General features: G+C 63.5%; 16 protein-coding genes and 1 other RNA gene. 4 read left to right on the top strand and 13 right to left on the bottom strand.

Annotated elements, in window-relative coordinates:
• Positions 1–5: 5 nt before the first annotated feature.
• From mraY to mraZ, 7 genes are read right to left on the bottom strand one after another with little or no spacing between them, the layout of a single operon-like run.
• Entirely contained in the window at positions 6–1,088 is a 1,083-nt protein-coding gene (mraY, locus tag P3C39_RS04150; RefSeq protein ID WP_013530954.1) for a phospho-N-acetylmuramoyl-pentapeptide-transferase, read from the bottom strand.
• Between the two features lie 18 nt (positions 1,089–1,106).
• On the bottom strand, positions 1,107–2,564 hold the full coding sequence (locus tag P3C39_RS04145) for a UDP-N-acetylmuramoylalanyl-D-glutamyl-2,6-diaminopimelate--D-alanyl-D-alanine ligase (RefSeq protein ID WP_275952731.1): 1,458 nt from the start codon (positions 2,562–2,564) through the stop codon (positions 1,107–1,109).
• Positions 2,561–4,015 carry a UDP-N-acetylmuramoyl-L-alanyl-D-glutamate--2,6-diaminopimelate ligase gene (locus tag P3C39_RS04140; protein WP_275952730.1) on the bottom strand — a complete coding sequence of 485 codons (1,455 nt, stop codon included), beginning with the start codon at positions 4,013–4,015 and terminating at the stop codon, positions 2,561–2,563. Before P3C39_RS04140 ends, P3C39_RS04145 begins: the two co-directional genes overlap by 4 nt.
• A 54-nt stretch (positions 4,016–4,069) precedes the next feature.
• On the bottom strand, positions 4,070–5,779 hold the full coding sequence (locus P3C39_RS04135; protein WP_275952729.1) for a penicillin-binding protein 2: 1,710 nt from the start codon (positions 5,777–5,779) through the stop codon (positions 4,070–4,072).
• Positions 5,776–6,174, bottom strand: a complete 399-nt coding sequence (locus tag P3C39_RS04130; RefSeq protein ID WP_013530950.1) for a hypothetical protein — start codon at positions 6,172–6,174, stop codon at positions 5,776–5,778. Before P3C39_RS04130 ends, P3C39_RS04135 begins: the two co-directional genes overlap by 4 nt.
• A gap of 4 nt (positions 6,175–6,178) precedes the next feature.
• Complete coding sequence (gene rsmH / locus P3C39_RS04125; RefSeq protein ID WP_027160638.1) at positions 6,179–7,213, bottom strand: 16S rRNA (cytosine(1402)-N(4))-methyltransferase RsmH; 1,035 nt, start codon at positions 7,211–7,213, stop codon at positions 6,179–6,181.
• Positions 7,210–7,668: a division/cell wall cluster transcriptional repressor MraZ gene (gene mraZ, locus P3C39_RS04120; protein ID WP_013530948.1), complete on the bottom strand. Its 459-nt coding sequence runs from the start codon at positions 7,666–7,668 to the stop codon at positions 7,210–7,212. The genes rsmH and mraZ overlap by 4 nt, the downstream gene beginning before the upstream one ends.
• 410 nt (positions 7,669–8,078) lie before the next feature.
• On the opposite strand from mraZ, the gene P3C39_RS04115 reads away from it, so the two are divergent.
• A complete protein-coding gene (locus P3C39_RS04115) occupies positions 8,079–9,206 on the top strand; it encodes a cystathionine gamma-lyase (RefSeq protein WP_275952728.1) in 1,128 nt (375 codons plus the stop codon).
• Positions 9,207–9,293: 87 nt separating this feature from the next.
• Here P3C39_RS04115 and rnpB read toward each other — a convergent pair.
• From rnpB to P3C39_RS04090, 5 genes are all read right to left on the bottom strand, one after another.
• An RNA gene (gene rnpB, locus P3C39_RS04110) (RNase P RNA component class A) lies at positions 9,294–9,703 on the bottom strand.
• Between the two features lie 50 nt (positions 9,704–9,753).
• Complete coding sequence (locus P3C39_RS04105) at positions 9,754–10,485, bottom strand: transglycosylase SLT domain-containing protein (protein ID WP_275952727.1); 732 nt, start codon at positions 10,483–10,485, stop codon at positions 9,754–9,756.
• A gap of 209 nt (positions 10,486–10,694) precedes the next feature.
• Entirely contained in the window at positions 10,695–11,450 is a 756-nt protein-coding gene (locus P3C39_RS04100; RefSeq protein WP_275952726.1) for an N-acetylmuramoyl-L-alanine amidase, read from the bottom strand.
• On the bottom strand, positions 11,447–12,166 hold the full coding sequence (locus tag P3C39_RS04095) for a DnaJ family molecular chaperone (RefSeq protein WP_063172494.1): 720 nt from the start codon (positions 12,164–12,166) through the stop codon (positions 11,447–11,449). Before P3C39_RS04095 ends, P3C39_RS04100 begins: the two co-directional genes overlap by 4 nt.
• Before the next feature lie 174 nt (positions 12,167–12,340).
• Positions 12,341–12,601, bottom strand: a complete 261-nt coding sequence (locus P3C39_RS04090) for a hypothetical protein (RefSeq protein ID WP_013530943.1) — start codon at positions 12,599–12,601, stop codon at positions 12,341–12,343.
• 195 nt (positions 12,602–12,796) lie between these two features.
• On the opposite strand from P3C39_RS04090, the gene P3C39_RS04085 reads away from it, so the two are divergent.
• The 3 genes from P3C39_RS04085 to P3C39_RS04075 all read left to right on the top strand — a co-directional run bounded on the left by P3C39_RS04085 (position 12,797) and on the right by P3C39_RS04075 (position 18,466).
• A complete protein-coding gene (locus P3C39_RS04085) occupies positions 12,797–16,444 on the top strand; it encodes a hydantoinase B/oxoprolinase family protein (protein ID WP_275952725.1) in 3,648 nt (1,215 codons plus the stop codon).
• 94 nt (positions 16,445–16,538) lie between these two features.
• Positions 16,539–17,786, top strand: coding sequence for a DUF3419 family protein (locus tag P3C39_RS04080; RefSeq protein ID WP_275952724.1), 1,248 nt, complete (start codon positions 16,539–16,541; stop codon positions 17,784–17,786).
• Positions 17,783–18,466, top strand: coding sequence for a class I SAM-dependent methyltransferase (locus P3C39_RS04075; protein WP_275952723.1), 684 nt, complete (start codon positions 17,783–17,785; stop codon positions 18,464–18,466). The genes P3C39_RS04080 and P3C39_RS04075 overlap by 4 nt, the downstream gene beginning before the upstream one ends.
• A 52-nt stretch (positions 18,467–18,518) precedes the next feature.
• On the opposite strand, the gene P3C39_RS04070 is transcribed toward P3C39_RS04075, so the two are convergent.
• Complete coding sequence (locus tag P3C39_RS04070) at positions 18,519–19,898, bottom strand: serine hydrolase (protein WP_275952722.1); 1,380 nt, start codon at positions 19,896–19,898, stop codon at positions 18,519–18,521.
• Positions 19,899–20,066 lie beyond the last annotated feature (168 nt).

The raw sequence follows: 20,066 nt of genomic DNA, 5'->3' as shown, positions 1-20,066 counted from the left end.
GCTTCCTATCTCAGCTTGAGGGTCGACAGGCCGACCAGCGCCAGGATGACGGCGATGATCCAGAAGCGGATCACCACCTGGCTTTCGGTCCAGCCGAGCTTTTCGAAATGATGGTGGATCGGCGCCATCAGGAACACCCGCTTGCCGGTCATCTTGAAGTAGCCGACCTGGATGATGACGGACAGGATTTCGACGACGAACAATCCGCCGACGATGACCAGCACGATCTCATGCTTGGTGGCGACCGCGACGGTGCCGATCAGGCCGCCCATGGCCAGCGATCCGGTGTCGCCCATGAAGATCGCCGCCGGCGGCGCGTTGAACCAGAGGAAGCCGAGGCCAGCGCCGATGACCGCGCCGAGCACGACCGCCAGTTCACCGGTGCCGGGCACGAAATGGATCTGCAGATATTCGGCGAACACGGCGTTGCCGGAGAGATAGGCGATGACGCCGAAGGAGGCAGCCGCGATCATGATCGGCACGATCGCCAGGCCGTCAAGGCCGTCGGTCAGGTTCACCGCATTGCCGGCGCCGACGATGACGAAGCAGGAGAACGGAATGAAAAACCAGCCGAGATTGACGATGAATTCCTTGGCGAAGGGAAAAGTCAGCGACGACGAGAACGGCGCCTGGCCATTGTGCATGATCACCCAGGCGGCGATGCCGGCGATGACGAACTCAAGCGCCAGCCGTGCCTTGCCGGAAAAGCCGAGATGCGACTGCTTGGTCACCTTCAGATAGTCGTCGTAAAAGCCGATCGAGCCGAAGCCCAGCGTCACCAGCAGCACCACCCAGACGTAGATGCTGGACAGGTTCGCCCACAAAAGCGACGAGCCGATGATGCCCGACAGGATCATCAGCCCGCCCATGGTCGGCGTGCCGGCCTTCTTGAAATGAGTCTGCGGCCCGTCGGCGCGGATCGGCTGGCCCTTGCCTTGCCGCAGCCGCAGCGAATTGATGATGGTCGGTCCAAAGATGAAGACGATCAGCGCCGACGTGATCAGCGCCCCACCGGTGCGGAAGGTGATGTAGCGGAAGACATTGAAGACCGAGACCTTGTCCGCAAAATCGACGAGCAGTGTGAACATGCGCTTTCGTCCCCCGACCTAGGTCTGTTTTCTGGTTGTCGATTCAGCCGGGAATTTGCCCAGCAGCGCATCGACCAGTTTTACAAAACCGATGCCCTTCGACGATTTGATCATCACCACGTCACCCGGCTTGAGCGCGGCAAGCAGCACCGGCTTCAGCTCCTCGACACCGGCGCGGTATTCCGTCTTGATCTCAGCCGGCAGCGCTTCGGCCAGCGCCCGCATTTCCGGGCCGCCAAGAAAAACGGTCTGCGTGCCCGTGCCGACGATGAGATCGGCAAGGGCCGCATGCAGCTTGGTCGAATGGTCGCCGAGTTCGAGCATGTCGCCGAGCACGGCGATGCGGCGGCCCTCGCCCGTCACCGGCGTCGCGTTGAGCAACGCCATCGCAGCAGCCATCGATGCCGGATTGGCGTTGTAGCTTTCGTCGATCAGCGTGATCAGTCCACCGGGGTGGCTCGAAGTCGAGCCACCGGGATGGCGCAGCACATGGCGCTTGCCGCGCCCGCGCTCGGCGGAGAGATCGGCCAGCGCTGAAGCAACCTTGTCGAGATCGGCGCCGACCAGATGCGCCGCACCCAGCACCGCCAGCACGTTCTGCACCATATGGCGGCCGGGCGCGCCGATCCGCGCCGGCACTTCGTGGCCGCCGATCCTCGCGGTGATGTCGGAATGATCGGCATGCAGTTCGCATTTGGTGAGCTTGAAGGTAGAGCGCGCATTCTCGCCGAAGCCGTAGACGTGCTCGACACCGGCGGCATGGGCCATCTTGTCGAGCAGCTTGAAGCGGGCATCGTCGCGGTTGAGGACGGCGGCCCCCTCGGGCTCCAGCCCCTCGAAAATCTCGGCCTTGGCCTTGGCGATCTCGTCCAGATTGCGGAAAAAGCCGAGATGCGCCGCCGCGATCATGGTGACGATGGCGACATGCGGCCTCACCATCTTGACCAGCGGACGGATCTCGTCGGGATGGTTCATGCCGATCTCGAACACGGCATAGTCGCAATCATCAGGCATCCGCGCCAAGGTCAGCGGCACGCCCCAGTGATTGTTGAAGGACTGCGCCGAGGCATGCACCTTGCCTACGGCTTGCAGCACATGGCGCAGCGCTTCCTTGGTGGTGGTCTTGCCGGCCGAACCGGTCACAGCGATGATTTTCGCGCTCGAGCGGGCGCGCGATGCAACTCCAAGCTTTTCCAGCGCGACCAGCACGTCCTCGACGACGATGATCGGCGCTGTCAGCCGGCCGAGCGACGGCAGCTTGCCTTCGGCCACCACCAGCACGCCAGCGCCAGCCTTGATGGCGGCGGTTGCGAAGTCATGGCCGTCCATCGCCTCGCCCTTGATGGCGAAGAAGGCGTCGCCCGGCTGCAGGCTGCGGCTGTCGATCGAAATGCCTGAAATGCCATCCGGCATCGGCCCGAGCGGCCGCCCGTCCATGGCGGCAACCAGCGCTTCGGAGGTCCACAGCAAGCTCATGCTGCGCGCTCCGTGAGTGCCGCGCGGACTTCCTCATGATCGGAGAAATGCAAGGTCTCGGAGCCGATCGTCTGGCCTTCCTCGTGGCCCTTACCGGCCACGATCAGCGTGTCGCCGGCATGCAGCATGGCGACCGCTTCGTGGATCGCCTGGCGCCGGTCGCCGATCTCGATGGCACCTGGAGCAGCGGCCAAAATAGCGGCACGGATCGTTTCCGGCACTTCGGAGCGCGGATTATCGTCGGTGACGATGACGACATCGGCAAGCCGCGTCGCGATTTCGCCCATGATCGGCCTTTTTCCCCGGTCGCGGTCGCCGCCGCAGCCGAACACGACGATGACGCGGCCGGTGGTGAACGGCCGCACCGAGGCCAGCACGTTTTCAAGCGCGTCCGGCTTGTGGGCATAGTCGACATAGACCGGCGCGCCATTGCCGGTGGTGCCGACGAGGTCGAGCCGGCCCGGCGCGCCCTTCAGTTTCTCCAACGCCATCAAGGCCTTGGCGACAGGTGTTCCCGTGGAAATGGCAAGACCCGCCGAAACCAGCGCGTTCGAAATCTGGAAATCACCGGCCAGCGGCAGGTCGATCTCGTAGAGCACGCCGTCGGCCTCGACTTCGGCCCGCTGGCGGTGGCGTTCGTGCTCGACCCGTTTCAGCCTGAGGAAGTCGCCATGGCGGCCGACCGTCAGCACATTGAGCCCGGCAGCCTTTGCGGCCACGGTCGTCGGCGCCGACCATGGATCGTCGGCGAAGATCACGGCCGGCGCGCCCTTCGGCAGCAGCGTGTCGAACAGGCGCAGTTTGGCGCGGTGATAATCCTCGATGGTCGGATGATAATCCATATGGTCGCGGCCGAGATTGGTGAAGCCGCCGGCGGCCAGCTTCACGCCGTCGAGGCGGCGCTGGTCGAGCCCATGGCTGGAGGCTTCCATCGAGGCGTGGGTGACGCCGGCATCGGCCAATTCCCGCAGCAATTGATGCAGGGCGACCGGATCGGGTGTTGTCAGCGAACCATAGTCGTTGCGCCCAGGCGCCACCACGCCGGTGGTGCCGATCGAAGCGGCGGCATAACCGGCTTGCTCCCAGATCTGCCTGGTGAAGGCTGCGACCGAGGTCTTGCCGCTGGTGCCGGTCACCGCGACCATGATCTCAGGCTGCTTGCCGAAATAGCGTGCCGCACTCTGCGCCAGCGCCAGGCGCGGATCGTCGACCGCCAGCACCGGAACCGGGAGCCCGGCAATGGTGCTGCCCTTGCCCGCCACGATCGCGGCCGCACCGCGCGCGGCGGCATCTGCGGCATAAACGGCACCGTCGGCCTTGGTTCCGGCGAGCGCAAAAAAGACAACGCCCGCTTTTACCTCGCGGGAATCCGAAGAAATCCCTGTAACCTCCAGATCGACGGAAGCTATTCCCTCGACGGGCAGGATACCGGCTAGATCTCTGAGCTTCATCGAGTCCCGTTCACCGCAACAAAATAGCGCGCTGTTGCCGGCGCGCCCTAAGAATCACTGATAGGAAACCAGCGTTGCATCATTTTCATGGCTGAAATCTGGCTTCACGCCAAGCATGGCAGCTGAACGCCTGATGATATTGCCGGCCATAACCCCAGCATTCGCAGCCGCGACATCCGTCATGCCGGGCTTTTCCGGGTGCGGGGCATCGGCAATGGTAAACACCAGATACTGCGGATCGTCCATCGGGAAGGCGGCGACGAAGGTGTTGAAATTCAAGTCCTTCGAGTAGCGGCCATTGATGACCTTCTCGGCGGTTCCGGTCTTGCCGCCAACGCGGTAGCCGGGGACTCTGGCGTTTCTGGCAGAGCCCTTTTCGGCATTGAGCGAATAGAGGTAGCGCATGCCTTCGACGGTCTTTTCGCTCACCACTCTCTTGGCGGTGGCCATCGCTTCCGCCTGCGTCCGCACCAGAAAGGTGGGGTTCATCAGGAAACCGCCATTCATCAACGCCGCGCAGCCCACAGCCGCTTGCAGCGGCGTCGTCGACACGCCATGGCCGAAGGCGATGGTGAATGAATTGACCTGTTTCCAGACCTTCGGTTCAGTCGGACGGGCAGTCTCCGGCAATTCGGTCTGCATCCTGTCCAGAATGCCAAGGCGATGCAGGAATTCGCGATGCCCCTCGATGCCGACCATCTCGGCTTCCCTGGCCGACCCGATGTTGGACGAGTAGAGGAACACCTCCGGCAACGACAGCACACGGTTCTTGCCGTGGAAATCGTGAATGGCCTGATGGCCGACCCGGATTGGATGCGAAGCATCGAAGCGGCTCGCCATCGTCGCTTTGCCGGAATCGAGCGCCATGGCTGAGGTGAAGCTCTTGAAGGTCGAACCCATCTCGTAGAGGCCCGCCGACATGCGATTCAGCCGGTCCTTGTCTTGTGCGTTGTAGGGATTGTTCGGATCAAAATCCGGCACCGAGGCCATGGCCACCACTTCGCCGGTCTTGACGTTGAGCACAACGGCGCCGGTGCCCATGGCACGATAGCGCTCCAGGCCGGCGGCGATCTCGTCGCGCACGACATGCTGCACGCGCAGATCGATCGAAAGCTTTACCGGCTTGAGATCCTTGGCAATGGCAAGGCCCGACGCCTGCAGGTCGCTCAGCCCCTGCTCGTCGACATATTTCTCCATGCCGGAGATGCCCTGGTTGTCGATGTTGGTGAGCCCGACAATGTAGGACGAGGTTTCGCCGCTCGGATAGAAGCGGCGCTTTTCGGTGCGGAAGCCGAAACCGGGAATGCCGAGCTGCATGATGTCGGACTGTTGCTTGGGCGTCAGCTGCCGCTGCAGCCAGACGAAACCGGCGCCGCTCTTCAGCTTATGGTAGGTCTGCTCATAGTCGATGTCGGGAAGCACCGTCGACAGCTTCTCGATCGCCTCGTCGGCGTCGACAATCCGGCGTGGTTCTGCAAACAGCGACGCCGTCTTGATGTCCGTGGCCAACACTTCGCCGTTGCGGTCGACGATGTCGGGCCGCGATGCCGTCACCCGGCTCTGCGGACCGCCCGACATATCGGGGGTCTGGAAGCCGAGATAGACCAGCCGCCCTGATATGGTCGAGAAGATGCCGAAGAACACCGCCATCGTCATGACGATGCGCGTCCTGCCCTTGCCGCCGGTCGCCTTGCGGGCGCCCTCGACCACGATCGATCCATCTTCACTCGTCCTGGCGCGACGTTTCAGCAGTTTACCGATCATTGGGCGATGCCTCCGGTCACCACGGGATCCCTGCCGTCCGACGGCGCCTTGCCGCCCGAACTATCAGCCATGCCGCCCTGGCGTCCCGACAAGATGTCCTGGATGTCAAGGGATTTGGCCGGCAGGTCGCCGACACCGCCGATCTGGCGGGCGCTGACCGGCTCGAGTTCGAGCTGCGACTTGTAGAGTTCGGCGAGCTTCTGCAGCCGCGACGGCTGGGTAAGCAGGCTCCAGTCGGCCTTGAGCAGGTCGATCGTGTCCTCCTCATAGCGTATCTGCGCATGGATCTTCTGCACGGCGGCCAATTGTTCCTCGGCCTCGCGCTTGGCCTTGTAGGTAAGGGCCGCGACCGCAACCATGACGGCGATCAGGACAATGTCGCTGGTACGAAACACTTAGCTACCTCTCCCCCGGCCGGTCGATACCGGGAAGCTTTGGAAGGCCGAAAATCGAAAAGTCGCTGCCGCGCGCCGGCGCCTGGGTGCGGACCGCCGCGCGCAGCCTGGCCGAACGGGCGCGCGGATTGGCCGCCACCTCGGCGTCGCCGGCCGTCACGCCGCCGCCCGCCTTGCGGAACGTCGCGGTGCGCGCATGCGCCTCGGGCAGGTGACGCGAGCCGGTCGCGACGTCGGCCCGGTCGGCGATGAAACGCTTGACGATGCGGTCTTCCAGAGAATGGAAGGTGACCACGGCGAGCCGTCCGCCCGGCTTCAGAGCGCGTTCGGCCGCAAACAGGGCCTTGGCCAGTTCGCCAAGCTCGTCATTGACAAAAATGCGCAGCGCCTGGAAGACGCGCGTCGCCGGATGGATCTTGTCCTTCGGCGCCCGGCCGATATGCGTCTCGATGGCGTCGGCGAGTTCCAACGTGCGCTCGAACGGGCGCTTTTCGCGGCGCGCCTCGATCATGCGGGCAATGCGTCCGGCATGGCGCTCCTCGCCGAGGAAGCCGAAGATGCGGGCAAGATCGCCCGGCTTGAAGGAATTGACGACGTCGGCGGCGCTGAGGCCCGATTGCGCCATGCGCATGTCGAGCGGCCCGTCGGCGCGGAACGAAAACCCGCGCTCCGCCTGGTCGAGCTGCATCGAGGACACGCCGATGTCGAGCACGATCCCGTCGGCGCTCTCGACATGTTCGTCCAGCGTCGAGAACGGCGCCTGCACCAGCCGCAGCCGACCACCCGACTGCACTTCAAGATCGCGCCCGGCCGCAATGGCATCCGGATCGCGGTCGATCGCCACCACGGAGGCGCCTGTCGCCAGAATGGCCCTGGTGTAGCCGCCGGCGCCGAACGTGCCGTCGATGATGAGGTCGCCCTGCGCCGGCGCCAGTGCTTCGAGCACTTCGGCAAGGAGGACCGGAATGTGGCGGGCCGATCCGCCAACGGCGTGCCCATCTACGGCGCGAGGAAGGTCATCGCCGTGGCCTGCCGTCATTCCGGTCGCTCCCCAGGCTTCGTCCCCTGCCGAAGCTGCAAAAGCCGTGCCCGCGCCTGCGCCCCATAGGCGGCAAGCCGTCCCGGCTCCCAGATCTGAAAGAAATTGCCGCGCCCGACAAAGGCCACTTCCGCCGAGATGCCGGTGTGTTCGCGAAGGAAATCGCTCATCGTGATGCGGCCGTCCTGGTCGAGTTTCAAGAAGGTTCCGTCGCCATGGCAGAAGAACGACATATCGTCCGCCGTCTGCAGGAAGGGATCCTCGAGCGCTATGCGCTGCTCGTAGCGGTCGAGCAGGTCGAGCCCGCCGACATCCATCGCCGGCAGGTCCAGGCAGCGCAGCGCATAGAGTTCCGAATAGCCGCGCTTCTGCACGACGGCACGGAAATGCGCGGGAACGGACACCCGCCCCTTCGCATCGATCCTGCTCACCGTGTTTGACAGAAACCGGTCCATTAAACGCTACAGCCGCTTGCGCCGCCGCACCCCTCTGCATCTTGTCGCACGCGCCGCCGCAGCGCGTTCCCTGCCCCGTATCAGCCTCGTCCGCACAGGCAAAAACCAGCAAACGCGCAGCCGCCGCGGCTGCCCGATTGGCGTACGCTTTACCCTGACACGGAACGAAGGCTTTGATGTCTGGATGGGATATCATGGGGCACTATGGGCGTCAACGGGAATAGGCTTCACAAACACGCGCGCCCCGACCAAAGAGAGCAGCCGTGACGACACGTCTCGTCTTTATGGTCTATTAAGCCTAACGAACCGTTTAGAGCCGCCTGGCCCAACCGGACGCGCCTTGCCGCGAGCCGCTGCCGGGCATAGCGTCTCGCTACATCCAGCCGGTCACCAACAGGGTCTGAAATTCGATGTCTGAAACAGCAAAGTCACGCGCTGCAGCGCTTCCTCACCTGCGTCGCAGCGGGCTTGCCATGGGCGATTCCATTCCCTTGCCGCTGATCATGGCCGCCATCTTTCATGCGCCCGGCGACGCCACCGGCTTCAACCAGTACGGGCGATTCAGCAACCCGACCTGGGACGCGGTCGAGCATATGCTGGCCCATCTGGAGGACGCGCCCTGCGTCGCGTTCCCTTCCGGAATGGCGGCAATCTCGGCGGCGTTTTTTGCCGTGCTCAAGGCCGGCGACCGTATCCTGCTGCCATCGGACGGCTATCACACGACACGAGCGCTGGCCGAGCGCTTCCTCAAGCCGCTCGGCATCACCTATGATGTCAGGCCGACTTCGACCTTCCTCGATGGCGGCTTCGATGGCTATCGGCTGGCATTTGTCGAAACCCCTGCCAATCCGGGGCTGGATATCTGCGATATCGCCGCCGTTGCCGATGCTGTCCACAAAACCGGCGCGATTCTTGTGGTCGACAACACGACCATGACCCCTTTCGGCCAACGACCGCTCGACCACGGCGCCGATATCGTCGTTGCCGCCGACACCAAGGCACCCAATGGCCATTCCGACGTGCTGTTCGGCCATGTCGCCAGTCGCAATGCCGATATCATCGCCGCCGTGACCGGCTGGCGCGAAGTTTCCGGCAGCATTCCCGGTCCGTTCGAAGCCTGGCTGGTGCACCGCGGCCTCGAAACACTGGATGTGCGCTTCGATCGCATGTGTTCCTCGGCGGAAGTCATCGCGCGGCGACTGCAGGGCCACAAGGCAATCAGCGGCCTGCGTTATCCCGGGCTGGAAGGCGACCCGTCGCACAACCTAGCCCGCGCCCAGATGGAGCGCTTCGGCTTTCTCATCTCTTTCGAACTCGCCTCGGAGGACAAGGCCGAAGATTTCATCAACAATTGCGACCTGATGCAGGCCGCGACATCCTTCGGCGGCGTCCACACCTCCGCCGAGCGGCGCCTGAAGCGAGGCGATGCGGTCTCCGCCGGTTTCGTCCGCCTCTCGGTCGGCTGCGAGCCGGTGGAAGAGCTCTGGAAAGCGATCGAGACGTCGCTGGACGGGATCAGCGGCTCCCGGCTCGGATGAACGGCCGGACAGGCTTGAATCAACAGGCGCGCTCGAGGGCGCAACCTGCTGATTTCAAGAGATTTCTCTTGATATCGGGGGAGAGAAATTGCCAGCTGGCCTGTAAGCCGGGTTCTGTATGGCCCTCGTCCCTTGCGAGGCGAGAACGTGGCGGCCATTCATCTTGGGCGCATGTTGCCATGCGCCTCACGCAACCTACCCGGACGGTGAGCCGGAAACAGCCCTCGAGGGTTTCCCCTCGCACCGTCCCTATTCGGTCTTGCTCCCGGTGGGGTTTACCGTGCCGCTCCTGTTGCCAGTCGCGCGGTGGGCTCTTACCCCACCCTTTCACCCTTGCCCCGAATCCGGCAAGCCGGATCGTGGCGGTTTGCTTTCTGTGGCACTTTCCCTGGGGTCGCCCCCGCCGGCCATTAACCGGCACCGTGTTTCCATGGAGCCCGGACTTTCCTCACCCACGACCTTTCGGCGTTTGCGGGTGCGGCCGCCCAGCCAGCTGGCAGAGCGTATAAAGGGGTTCACGCCCGAAAACGCAAACGAAAAAGCTGACTTATGCGGGCGATCCAAGCGCAGCCATCTGCACCTTGACCTTGCCGCAATAGGCTGCCGACACGGGGTTCATCCGCGTTGCGGCGTGTCCGGCATTGTATTTCAGAATGGTGCCGCAGGTCGTGCCGCCACCGAGGCTCCGTGCCATGGCAAGGTATTTCATGCCGTATTTGATGTTGGTGTCGGGATCGAACAGGCCCTTGGCGGAGCCGCTATAGCCCATCATCCGAGCCGTGGCCGGCTTGATCTGCATCAGGCCGATCTCGCCGGCGCTGCCGACGATGTTGGGCCGGTAGTTGCTCTCGATCTTGATGACCGCCGAGGCGAGCGACACGGGCACGCCTTCGATCGCCGCATAGCGGGCAACGATTGCGGAATACTGGCCGCTGCTCGCCACCGCGGCCGTCGACTCCGCCGCGTTCCTGAGGCCGATCGATGCCGTTCTCGTCATGTCGACGGTCTTGCGGCCGCGCTTCGTCTGCCTTTTGACAATGGACTTCTTCGCTTTGGACCAGCTTGCCTTTTCCGCTTTGGCGGAAGCCCGCTTCGTCTCCGCTTTGGCGGATGCCTGCTTTGTCGCCTTGGCGTCGTGGCCTGCCTTGCCGCTTTTTGCGGATACCACGGGAAACCCTTGATCGGCCCGCGGGCTGAATGACGCTGCATGCGCCGCACTGAAGGCAAAAGTCATTACGCCGGCAGCAAGAACTGCCGTTAAAACGGTAAATTTCTGCATGTGATCCTGTTCTGTCTGAACCGCGCGAAGATGTTCACGCAGCAACGCCTAACCAACGTCGGAACAACCCGGGGGGCTTGGGGTCCGACATCTACACGTCAGCCGTTTGACGCCCGAATTGGTGTCAAACAAGGCCAGGCAAGTCACTTTGAGTGACAGCCTGTAACTTAAGGATTGGAAAGAATTGCTTGGGAGAGGTCTCCCGGGGATTAGCGCTTCACGGAAGCAAGCAGCCTTTGCAGCGTCCGCAGCGTCGAGCCGTCGGCAACGCCGTCCACCTTGCGCGGCCGGAAATGCCGTTGGAAGGCTTCGACCACCGCCTCCGTCTGCCGGTCCAAAACGCCGGATATTTCAACGCCATAGCCGTAGAGCGCCAGCATCGACTGCAACGCTTCGACATCGCCGCCGGTGTCGCCGGTTGTCAGAGTGGCGCCTCGCCTGACGGGCGCGGCCGTAACGAGATGGCCGACACCGGCCTCGAATAGCGTCCGCCACGGAAACTTCTCGCCGGGATCGATTTTGCGCCCCGGCGCAACATCGGAATGCGCGAGTACCCGCTCGGCGGCGATCGAATGCCGACCGGCGATCCCCCGGCACAGCCCGATCACGGCATCGATCTGCCGCCGGGGAAAACCGGGATAGCCCAGCGAATGCCCCGGATTGACGATCTCGATGCCGACGGAACAGGAATTGATGTCGGCGCGTCCGAACCACGAACTCTTGCCGGCATGCCAGGCGCGGTCGCTTTCCCTGACCATCTGCACGATATGGCCATTCTCGTGGACCAGATAATGCGACGAGACCTCGCTGGCCGGATCGCAAAGCCAGGCCTCGGCCCCGGCGCCGGTCGCCATGCCGGTGTAGTGCAGCACGATCATGTCAGGCCTGGGTGTCTCGCGCCGCGGGCCGAAATTCGGCGATACCCTGACTTCGGCACGTGGCTCGTCGGGCAGAAAGCCGCTCATGCGTGGCGCAGGCCCCGCTCGATCATCTCGTAGGCGGCGTTGATCGCCGCCACCCTGGTGGTCGCGATCTTGATGAATTCCTGAGGCAGGCCGCGCGCGATCAGCCGATCCGGATGATTGTCGGAAACCAGCTTGCGATAGCGTTTCCTGACCTCTTCGAATGGCTTGCCGCGCTCGATGCCCAGCACGACATAGGGATCCCCGGCGCCGAGATTGACGTGCCGGGCCATGATGGCTTCGTAATGCGCTTCGTCGATGCGGAAAATCTCGGCGATGCGGTGCAGGAAATGGCCTTCGCGCTCGTGCACCAGCCCGTCGGCCTTGGCGATGTGGAACAGACCGTCGAGTATGTCTTCAAGCATCACGCAGTTGGAATGCCCCGAACCGCACATCTGGGCCATCCGCTCGGCATAGGTTTCGAAACCGGCCACGTCGCGCTGGGCGAGATCGAACAGCCGCGCCACATTGCGCGTCTCCTTCGGCGGCACTTCGAATATCTCCTGGAAGGCGCGCACCTCGTCCTGGGTGACGATGCCATCGGCCTTGGCCATCTTGGCCGACAGCGCGATCATCGCCACCGAAAAGGCGACACGCCGGCGCAAATCCGCATCGCCGGAGAAAACCGTGCGCACAGCCTCGACAACGTCGGCGACACCCGACGAGGTTGAGGATGAAACGCGGGTGATGAACTCGCCGAGGCGATCCCAAATCGACATGGCCTGCTTCTTAGAGCCACCGCTCCCTCCTATCAAGCCGGGACAGTGCCGCAGGCTTTGCGCGACAAATCGATCCGGCGCGCGAGAGGGATTGGCCCACGGCGCTCGGACGACATGAGAAAGGCCGGCGCGAGCCGGCCTTCCTCATTCATCACAAGAAGTACTGCTTGCTCACTACTGCGCGGGCGCAGGAGCTGGTGTTGCCGGAGCCGGCTCGGCGGGCTTCTCGGGTGTGATGCTCTTCGTGGTCGAATTATCCGTTGCCGGAGGCGTCGCGGCCGGCGGCGTGGCTTCCGGGGTGGCCGGCTTCATCGGTTCCTCGGCGGCCGGCGGGTTGGTGCTCTGGGTGGTGGTGTTGTCCGTACCGCTGTCACTGCAGGCGGCGACGCCAAGCAAAGCCAAACCGGAAACGGACGCGAGAATGAGCTTTTTCATTTGTCTCTCCTTCAACACACGCTCACGTTGCCGTGAGCGGTCGAAGGAAAAAATGCGTCAGCCGGCCATGAGTTTCGTAACGTTGCGTTTCCGCATGTAACATCGTCTGGTTCATTTGCGATTGCCGCTCAGGCCGTAGCGAACTAACAGCATGTGCCGAAACACCGATCGAACAGAAGAGCGCCAGGGGCTGTCATGACCGAAAAATGGGATTTCTGGATCGACCGCGGCGGCACATTCACCGATATCATCGGCCGAGATCCGGAAGGCGGGCTGCACCCGCGCAAGCTTCTCTCCGAAAATCCCGAAGCCTATAACGATGCCGCCATCCAGGGCATTCGCGACCTTCTTGGCTTGTCGGCCGGCGACACGATCCCGAGCGGCCTGATCGGCGACATCAAGATGGGCACCACGGTCGCCACAAATGCGCTGCTGGAGCGCAAGGGCGACCGCGTGCTTTTGCTCATCACCAAGGGCTTCCGCGATGCGCTGAAGATCGCCTACCAGGCGCGCCCGGACATCTTCGCCAAGGAGATCATCCTTCCCGAACAGCTCTACGAGCGCGTCATCGAAATCAACGAGCGTGTGCGCGCCGATGGCTGCGTCGAACAATTGCTCGATATCGCCGCCTGCCGGCCGGCGATCGAACAGGCCAGGGCCGATGGCATCGATGCGGTCGCCATCGTCTTCATGCACGCCTGGAAATACCCCGAGCACGAGAAGGCGGTGGCGAAAGTCTGCCGCAAACTCGGTTTCAGCCAGGTCTCGGTCAGCCATGAGGTCTCGCCGCTGATCAAGCTGGTCGGCCGCGGCGACACCGCGGTGGTCGACGCCTATTTGTCGCCGATCCTGTCGCGCTATGTGCAAAGGGTGGCGGGAGAGTTGGGTGCGGCGCCAAGCTCCCCTCTTGTGGGGGAGAGCGATCGATTCCCCCGCCTGATGTTCATGATGTCGTCGGGCGGTCTCACCGCCGCCGACATGTTCCAGGGCAAGGACGCACTGCTGTCAGGACCAGCCGGCGGTGTCGTCGGCATGGTCGAGACGGCCAGGCTCGCCGGCTTCGACAAGGTCATCGGTTTCGACATGGGCGGCACCTCGACCGACGTCGCTCACTATGACGGCGAATATGAGCGCGCCTTCGACACCGAGGTCGCCGGCGTGCGCATCCGCGCGCCGATGATGCGCATCCATACCGTCGCCGCCGGCGGCGGCTCGATCCTGCACTACGAGGCCGGCCGCTTCCGGGCCGGGCCGGATTCGGCTGGCGCCAATCCCGGCCCGGCAGCCTACCGGCGCGGCGGCCCGCTCGCCGTCACCGACGCTAATGTGATGCTGGGCAAGCTGCAGCCCGATTTCTTCCCGGCCATTTTCGGACCCGGCCAGGACCAGACGCTCGACGTCGAGACGGTACGGGCAAAATTCGCCGCACTCGCCGCCGAAATCGGCGATGGCCGGTCGCCCGAGACTGTCGCCGAGGGCTTCGTCACCATCGCCGTCGAAAACATGGCCAATGCTATCAAGAAGATCTCCGTGCAGCGCGGCTACGACGTCACCGAATATCTCTTGAACTGTTTTGGCGGCGCCGGCGGCCAGCACGCTTGCCTGGTCGCCGATGCGCTCGGCATGGAAGCGGTGCTGATCCATCCCTTCTCAGGTCTTCTGTCGGCCTATGGCATCGGCCTGTCCTCGGTCTTTGCCTCGCGCCAGCAGGCGCTGCTGAAACCGCTTGCCGAAGAGTCCAGAACGGAGATCGGCAACCTCATTGCCATCTTGAGGAAAGCCGCTGTCGCAGAACTCGCGGCGCAAGGCATCGGCGAGGATACGGTCGCCACGAAGCCTGTGCTGCACATTCGCTACGACGGCACCGACACGACACTGCCGGTGAATTTCGAGGCGGATTCGATTTTCCAGGCCAGGCGCGATTTTGAAATCGCCCACAAGGCGCAGTTCGGTTTCGTCTATGACGACAAGCCGATGATCGTCGAGACCGTCGGCGTCGAAGGCACCGACACCGGCGGCACTGGGCGCGACGAAACTGAATCGCGAACCGAAGACCTTGCCGTAAGCCCTTCACAGACCCGCGAAATCTTCACCGAGGGAGAGTGGCGCACTTCACCCATCTTCCGCCGCGAGGCGCTGAAGCCGGGAAGCAGGGTTGCGGGACCTGCCTTGATTATCGAGCCGAACCAGACAATCGTCATCGAGCCGGGCTGGCTGGCCGAAATCACCGCCAGGAACCATGTGCTCCTGCGCCGCGTCGAGAAAAAGCGCCGGCAGGCAGCGCTCGGCACCGAGGCCGATCCGGTCATGCTGGAGGTCTTCAACAACCTCTTCATGTCGATCGCCGAGCAGATGGGCGTCACGCTGCAGAACACCGCCTATTCCGTCAACATCAAGGAACGGCTGGATTTTTCCTGCGCCGTCTTCGACCGGACCGGCGCGCTGGTCGCCAATGCGCCGCACATGCCGGTACATCTCGGCTCGATGGACCGCTCGGTCGAAACCATCATCCGGCTGAATTCCGGCGACATCCACCCCGGCGACGTCTTTGCCCTCAACGCACCCTATAATGGCGGCACGCATCTGCCGGACATCACTGTCGTGACGCCGGTCTTCGATGATGCCAAGGAAAGAATCCTGTTCTGGGCCGCCTCGCGCGGCCATCATGCCGATATCGGCGGCACGGCACCCGGCTCGATGACGCCGCTCGCCACCACGGTCGACGAGGAAGGCGTGCTGTTCGACAATTTCCGCATCGTTGACCGTGGCCGCTTCCGCGAGAAGGAGCTGGAAACGCTGCTCACCGATCACCGCTACCCGGCCCGCAATCCGCACCAGAACATCGCCGACCTCAAGGCGCAGATCGCCGCCAACGAGAAGGGCGTAGCCGAACTGCGCAAGATGGTCACCCATTTCGGCCTCGATGTCGTCGAGGCCTATATGGGCCATGTCCAGGACAATGCCGCCGAAAGCGTGCGCCGCGTGCTGGAGCGGCTGCCGGATAGTTCTGAGTACGAATACCCGACCGACACCGGCCAGATCATCAAGGTGAAGATCACGGTCGACCGGCAAAAGCGCGAGGCGACGGTAGACTTCACCGGCACCTCGCCGGTGATGAAGAACAATTTCAACGCGCCCGAGCCGGTGGCCCGCGCCGCCGTGCTCTACGCCTTCCGCGTCATGGTCGAGGATATGATCCCGATGAATGCCGGGTGCCTGCGGCCCATCAACATCATCATTCCCGATGGCTGCATGCTGAAACCCGCCTACCCCGCCGCCGTCGTCGCCGGCAATGTCGAGACCTCGCAGCATGTCACCAACGCGCTGTTCGGCGCCATGGGCGCCATGGCCAACGCCCAAGGCACGATGAACAACCTGACCTTCGGCAACAAGACGTACCAGTACTACGAGACGATCTGCTCCGGCTCGCCGGCCGGCCAGATGAACTCCGGCCGCGGCTTTGCCGGCACCTCCGGCGTCCACACCCACATGACCAATTCGCGCCTCACCGATCCCGAAGTGCTGGAACTGCGCTTTCCCGTGCTGCTCGAGGATTTCCACATTCGGGAAAATTCCGGCGGCAACGGCAGATGGAGCGCCGGCGATGGCACCAAACGCACCATCCGCTTCCTCGAAAAGATGGAATGCGCGATCCTGTCCTCGCACCGCAACCGTCCTCCCAAGGGGCTGGACGGAGGCGGCGATGGCGAGGTCGGCTCGACCAAGATCCGCCGCAAGGACGGCACGATCGACCTGCTGAAAGCCTGCGACCAGACCATGTTGCAGGCCGGCGACGCCGTCATCCTGACGACGCCGACGCCGGGGGGATTTGGCCGGCGATGACCTCGCCCCCGGGCTGCTAGCCGGCTGCTGTCATCCATCTGTCATCGCCGAGCGCTACCCGCTTGCGGCAAAGCAAATGGGGAATCACTTTGCCATGACGGACGTTTCCGCAGATCTGGTTTTTCGCCGCGGCAAGGAAGTTGGAAAGGCCGTCTACCAGAACCGCCCGCTGTCGAAGGCCGGCATTTCAGAGCGGCTGTTCGCTTTCCTGTTCTCCGGCCTCGTCTATCCGCAGATCTGGGAAGACCCCGATGTCGACATGGAGGCGATGCAGCTTGGCCAGGGCCACCGTGTCGTCACCATCGCCTCCGGCGGCTGCAACATCCTGGCCTACCTCACGCGCTCGCCGGCCCGGGTCGACGCCGTCGACCTCAACACCGCGCACATCGCGCTGAACCGCATGAAGCTGGAGGCGGTGCGCCATTTGCCATCGCAGGGCGACCTGTTCCGCTTCTTCGGCGCCGCCGACACCAGCCACAATTCGAAAGCGTATGACCGTTTCATCGCGCCGCATCTCGATCCTGTCAGCCGTCACTACTGGGAGCGCCGCAACTGGCGCGGCCGCCGTAGGATCACTGTGTTCGACCGCAATTTCTACCAGACCGGCCTGCTCGGCCTGTTCATCGCCATGGGCCATCGCACGGGAAAATTCTTCGGCGTCGACCCAGCCGGCATCATGCAGGCCAGGAACATCGGCGAGCAGCGCCGCTTCTTCAACGAGGAGTTGGCGCCGGTCTTCGACAACAAGCTTTTGAGATGGGCGACGTCGCGCAAGGCTTCACTGTTCGGCCTCGGCATTCCACCGGCGCAGTACGATTCGCTGATCACTTCTGGCGACGGCACCATGGCCAGCGTGCTGAAAGCCCGGCTGGAAAAACTCGCTTGCGATTTTCCGCTGGAGAATAACTACTTCGCCTGGCAGGCCTTTGCCCGCCGCTATCCGAACCCCGGCGAGGCCGCCCTGCCCGCCTATCTCGAAAAGCAGAATTACGAGACCATCCGCGGCAATGTCGGCCGCGTCGCCATCCACCACGCCAATCTGATCGAGTTTCTCGCCGGCAAGGATGCAGCCGCGGTCGACCGCGTCGTCCTGCTCGACGCACAGGACTGGATGACCGACGATCAGCTCAACGCGCTGTGGGCGGAAATCACCCGCACGGCTTCGGCCGGCGCCCGCGTCATCTTCCGCACCGCCGCCGAACCCAGCCTGTTGCCGGGTCGCGTCTCCAGTTCGCTGCTCGACCAATGGGATTATCAGGACCAGGCTTCGCGGGAATTTTCGGCCCGCGACCGCTCGGCCATCTATGGCGGCTTCCACCTCTACGTAAAGCGCGCGGCATGAGCACCAGCGAGCTGCCGGCCAGCCCCGAATTCAAGGCCGGCCATGCCGAACTGATGGACGGCGTCTACCGCTGGCAGCGCCACATCTACGACCTGACCCGCAAATACTACCTGCTCGGCCGCGACCCAATGATCTCGGGACTCGACGTGCCTGTCGGTGGCACCGTGCTGGAACTCGGCTGCGGCACCGGCCGCAATGTCATCCTCGCCGCCCGTCACTATCCCGACGCGCGCTTTTTCGGCCTCGATATTTCGGCCGAAATGCTGGAGACGGCCGGAAAGGCGATCGATCGCGAGGGCCTGTCCGGTCGCGTCATATTGGCTAGGGGCGATGCCACCGATTTCGATGCCCGTGCACTCTTCGATGTCGAACGCTTCGACCGTGTCTTCGTGTCCTATTCGCTGTCGATGATCCCCGGCTGGGAAAAAACAGTATCGGCGGCACTTGCCGCCCTGTCGCCGAACGGTTCGCTGCACATCGTCGATTTCGGCCAGCAGGAAGGCCTGCCGCGCTGGTTTCGCACACTGCTGCGCGGCTGGCTGAAAAAATTCCACGTCGCGCCTCGTGAATCGCTGCGCGAAGTGCTGGAATCGGAATCTCGGCGAACCGGCGCAAGCTTCCGTTTCCGCACGCTTTATCGCGGCTATGCCTGGCTGGCGGTTATCGGGCCGCGCAGCTAGCCAAGGTGAAACCGCCATTTGCAGGCCGACCTCACCTGAATGTCAATGCACCTTAATGCAGCGCCTTCATCAGCGCCCCCACCATCGTCTGCGGCCGATAGCCAAGCTTGGCAGGCGTCAGCCCCAGCCGCACCACCACCAACTGCTCCGAGGGAATGATGGCAACCGTCTGCCCGTCATGGCCTTCCATCCAGTACGTGTCCTTGGGCAGGCCTGCCGCGACGCCGGCGCCGGGGTTTTCCTCATCGCCCGGGGCCTCGATCCACAACTGACCCTTGCCGTAGACTTTCGAGGCGGATGCCGGCTCGCGCATCCAGTCGACGAAACCGGTTGGCAGGATCTGGTTGCCGTTCCACACCCCGCCTTGCAGCAGGAACTGGCCGAAGCGCGCCCAGTCATGGCCGGTCGCGTAGAGATAGGACGAGCCGACGAAAGTGCCCTGCTCGTCCGTCTCGAACACTGCGCTGTGCATGCCGAGCGGCTCGAACAGGGCGGTGCGCGGCCACGTCAGCGCCCTGGCCTTGTCGCCGACCGCGTCCTGCCAGAGGCGCGACAGCATCACCGCCGTGCCGCTCGAATAGGAAAACTGTTTGCCGACCTCTGCAGCCAGCGGCTTGGATTCGGCAAAGCCCGCCATGTCAGGTTCGAGATAGAGCATGCGCGTGACGTCGGCGACGTCGCCATAATCCTCGTTGAACTCCAGCCCGCTCGACATCGCCATCATGTCGGCAAGGCTGATCGCGGCGCGGCCGTCCGCCTTCCACGGCGCGAACAGGTTTTTGTTGTCGAAAGCCATCTTGCCGTCCTTGACCAACGTACCGACGATGGCGGCATTCACCGTTTTGGTCATCGACCAGCCGAGCAGCGGCGTCCTGGCGGAAAAGCCATCGCCGTAGCGCTCGGCGACGACACGGCCATTCTTGACCACCACCACCGCGCGCATGCCGGTGCCGATCAGCGCCGCATCATCCAGCAGCTTGGCAACAACCGGATCCTGTGATGCCTCGACCCGTTCGCCTTCCGGCCACAGGTCGCCCATGGTGACTGCGGACGGCTCCGCTTGGATCGCGGTCCGCCGCACCTTTCCTACGTCGCCGTCCGGAACCGAAGCGCAGCCAAGCCCGTCGCGGGCTACGGCGACGCTCTTGCCGAGGAAACCGAACAGGCCGGCAGACACCGTTCCCCTGTTCTTGTCCACCGAAACCCGCATTAACCGCAGCAGGGGATGCCCGGGTGCCTGCACGTCGACGGCCAGCACCTCATTGGGATCGCGGCCGGCGATAAAAACGTTCGAACAGACGATCTTGGCCGAGTAGCCCGAGCCGACCCTGATCAACTCCGGTGGCGCGATATAAAGCCAGGCAAAAAGTGCTGCGACCGCCAGGACGATCAGGCCAAGCAGCCATTTGACGATCTTGACCACGATCCGCATTTATTTCCTCCGGGCCCTGCCCGACCCTTATGTCATCGATTTGCCGCCATTGCTTCCGCAAATCACACTGCTTGTCGAGCGCCATCAACGGATTATCAACCATGATCGGCGATCACAGGATATGCTGAGCGATGCTGTGGGGCGATCGTTCGGAGGGGGCCCGATCAC

The organism is Mesorhizobium sp. XAP4 (assembly GCF_029269325.1).
Lineage (GTDB): Bacteria > Pseudomonadota > Alphaproteobacteria > Rhizobiales > Rhizobiaceae > Mesorhizobium > Mesorhizobium ciceri.
This window is presented reverse-complemented; position numbering and strand designations above follow the sequence as displayed.

Bases quoted from the DNA above. Each gene is read 5' to 3' on its own strand.
- P3C39_RS04140 (WP_275952730.1), bottom strand. From the start codon at position 4,015: ATGAAGCTCAGAGATCTAGCCGGTATCCTGCCCGTCGAGGGAATAGCT.
- rsmH (WP_027160638.1), bottom strand. From the start codon at position 7,213: ATGACGGCAGGCCACGGCGATGACCTTCCTCGCGCCGTAGATGGGCAC.
- P3C39_RS04115 (WP_275952728.1), top strand. From the start codon at position 8,079: ATGTCTGAAACAGCAAAGTCACGCGCTGCAGCGCTTCCTCACCTGCGT.
- P3C39_RS04090 (WP_013530943.1), bottom strand. From the start codon at position 12,601: ATGAAAAAGCTCATTCTCGCGTCCGTTTCCGGTTTGGCTTTGCTTGGC.
- P3C39_RS04075 (WP_275952723.1), top strand. From the start codon at position 17,783: ATGAGCACCAGCGAGCTGCCGGCCAGCCCCGAATTCAAGGCCGGCCAT.
- P3C39_RS04080 (WP_275952724.1), top strand. From the start codon at position 16,539: ATGACGGACGTTTCCGCAGATCTGGTTTTTCGCCGCGGCAAGGAAGTT.
- P3C39_RS04100 (WP_275952726.1), bottom strand. From the start codon at position 11,450: ATGAGCGGCTTTCTGCCCGACGAGCCACGTGCCGAAGTCAGGGTATCG.
- P3C39_RS04085 (WP_275952725.1), top strand. From the start codon at position 12,797: ATGACCGAAAAATGGGATTTCTGGATCGACCGCGGCGGCACATTCACC.
- P3C39_RS04070 (WP_275952722.1), bottom strand. From the start codon at position 19,898: ATGCGGATCGTGGTCAAGATCGTCAAATGGCTGCTTGGCCTGATCGTC.
- P3C39_RS04145 (WP_275952731.1), bottom strand. From the start codon at position 2,564: ATGAGCTTGCTGTGGACCTCCGAAGCGCTGGTTGCCGCCATGGACGGG.
- P3C39_RS04105 (WP_275952727.1), bottom strand. From the start codon at position 10,485: ATGCAGAAATTTACCGTTTTAACGGCAGTTCTTGCTGCCGGCGTAATG.
- mraY (WP_013530954.1), bottom strand. From the start codon at position 1,088: ATGTTCACACTGCTCGTCGATTTTGCGGACAAGGTCTCGGTCTTCAAT.
- P3C39_RS04095 (WP_063172494.1), bottom strand. From the start codon at position 12,166: ATGTCGATTTGGGATCGCCTCGGCGAGTTCATCACCCGCGTTTCATCC.
- mraZ (WP_013530948.1), bottom strand. From the start codon at position 7,668: ATGGACCGGTTTCTGTCAAACACGGTGAGCAGGATCGATGCGAAGGGG.
- P3C39_RS04135 (WP_275952729.1), bottom strand. From the start codon at position 5,779: ATGATCGGTAAACTGCTGAAACGTCGCGCCAGGACGAGTGAAGATGGA.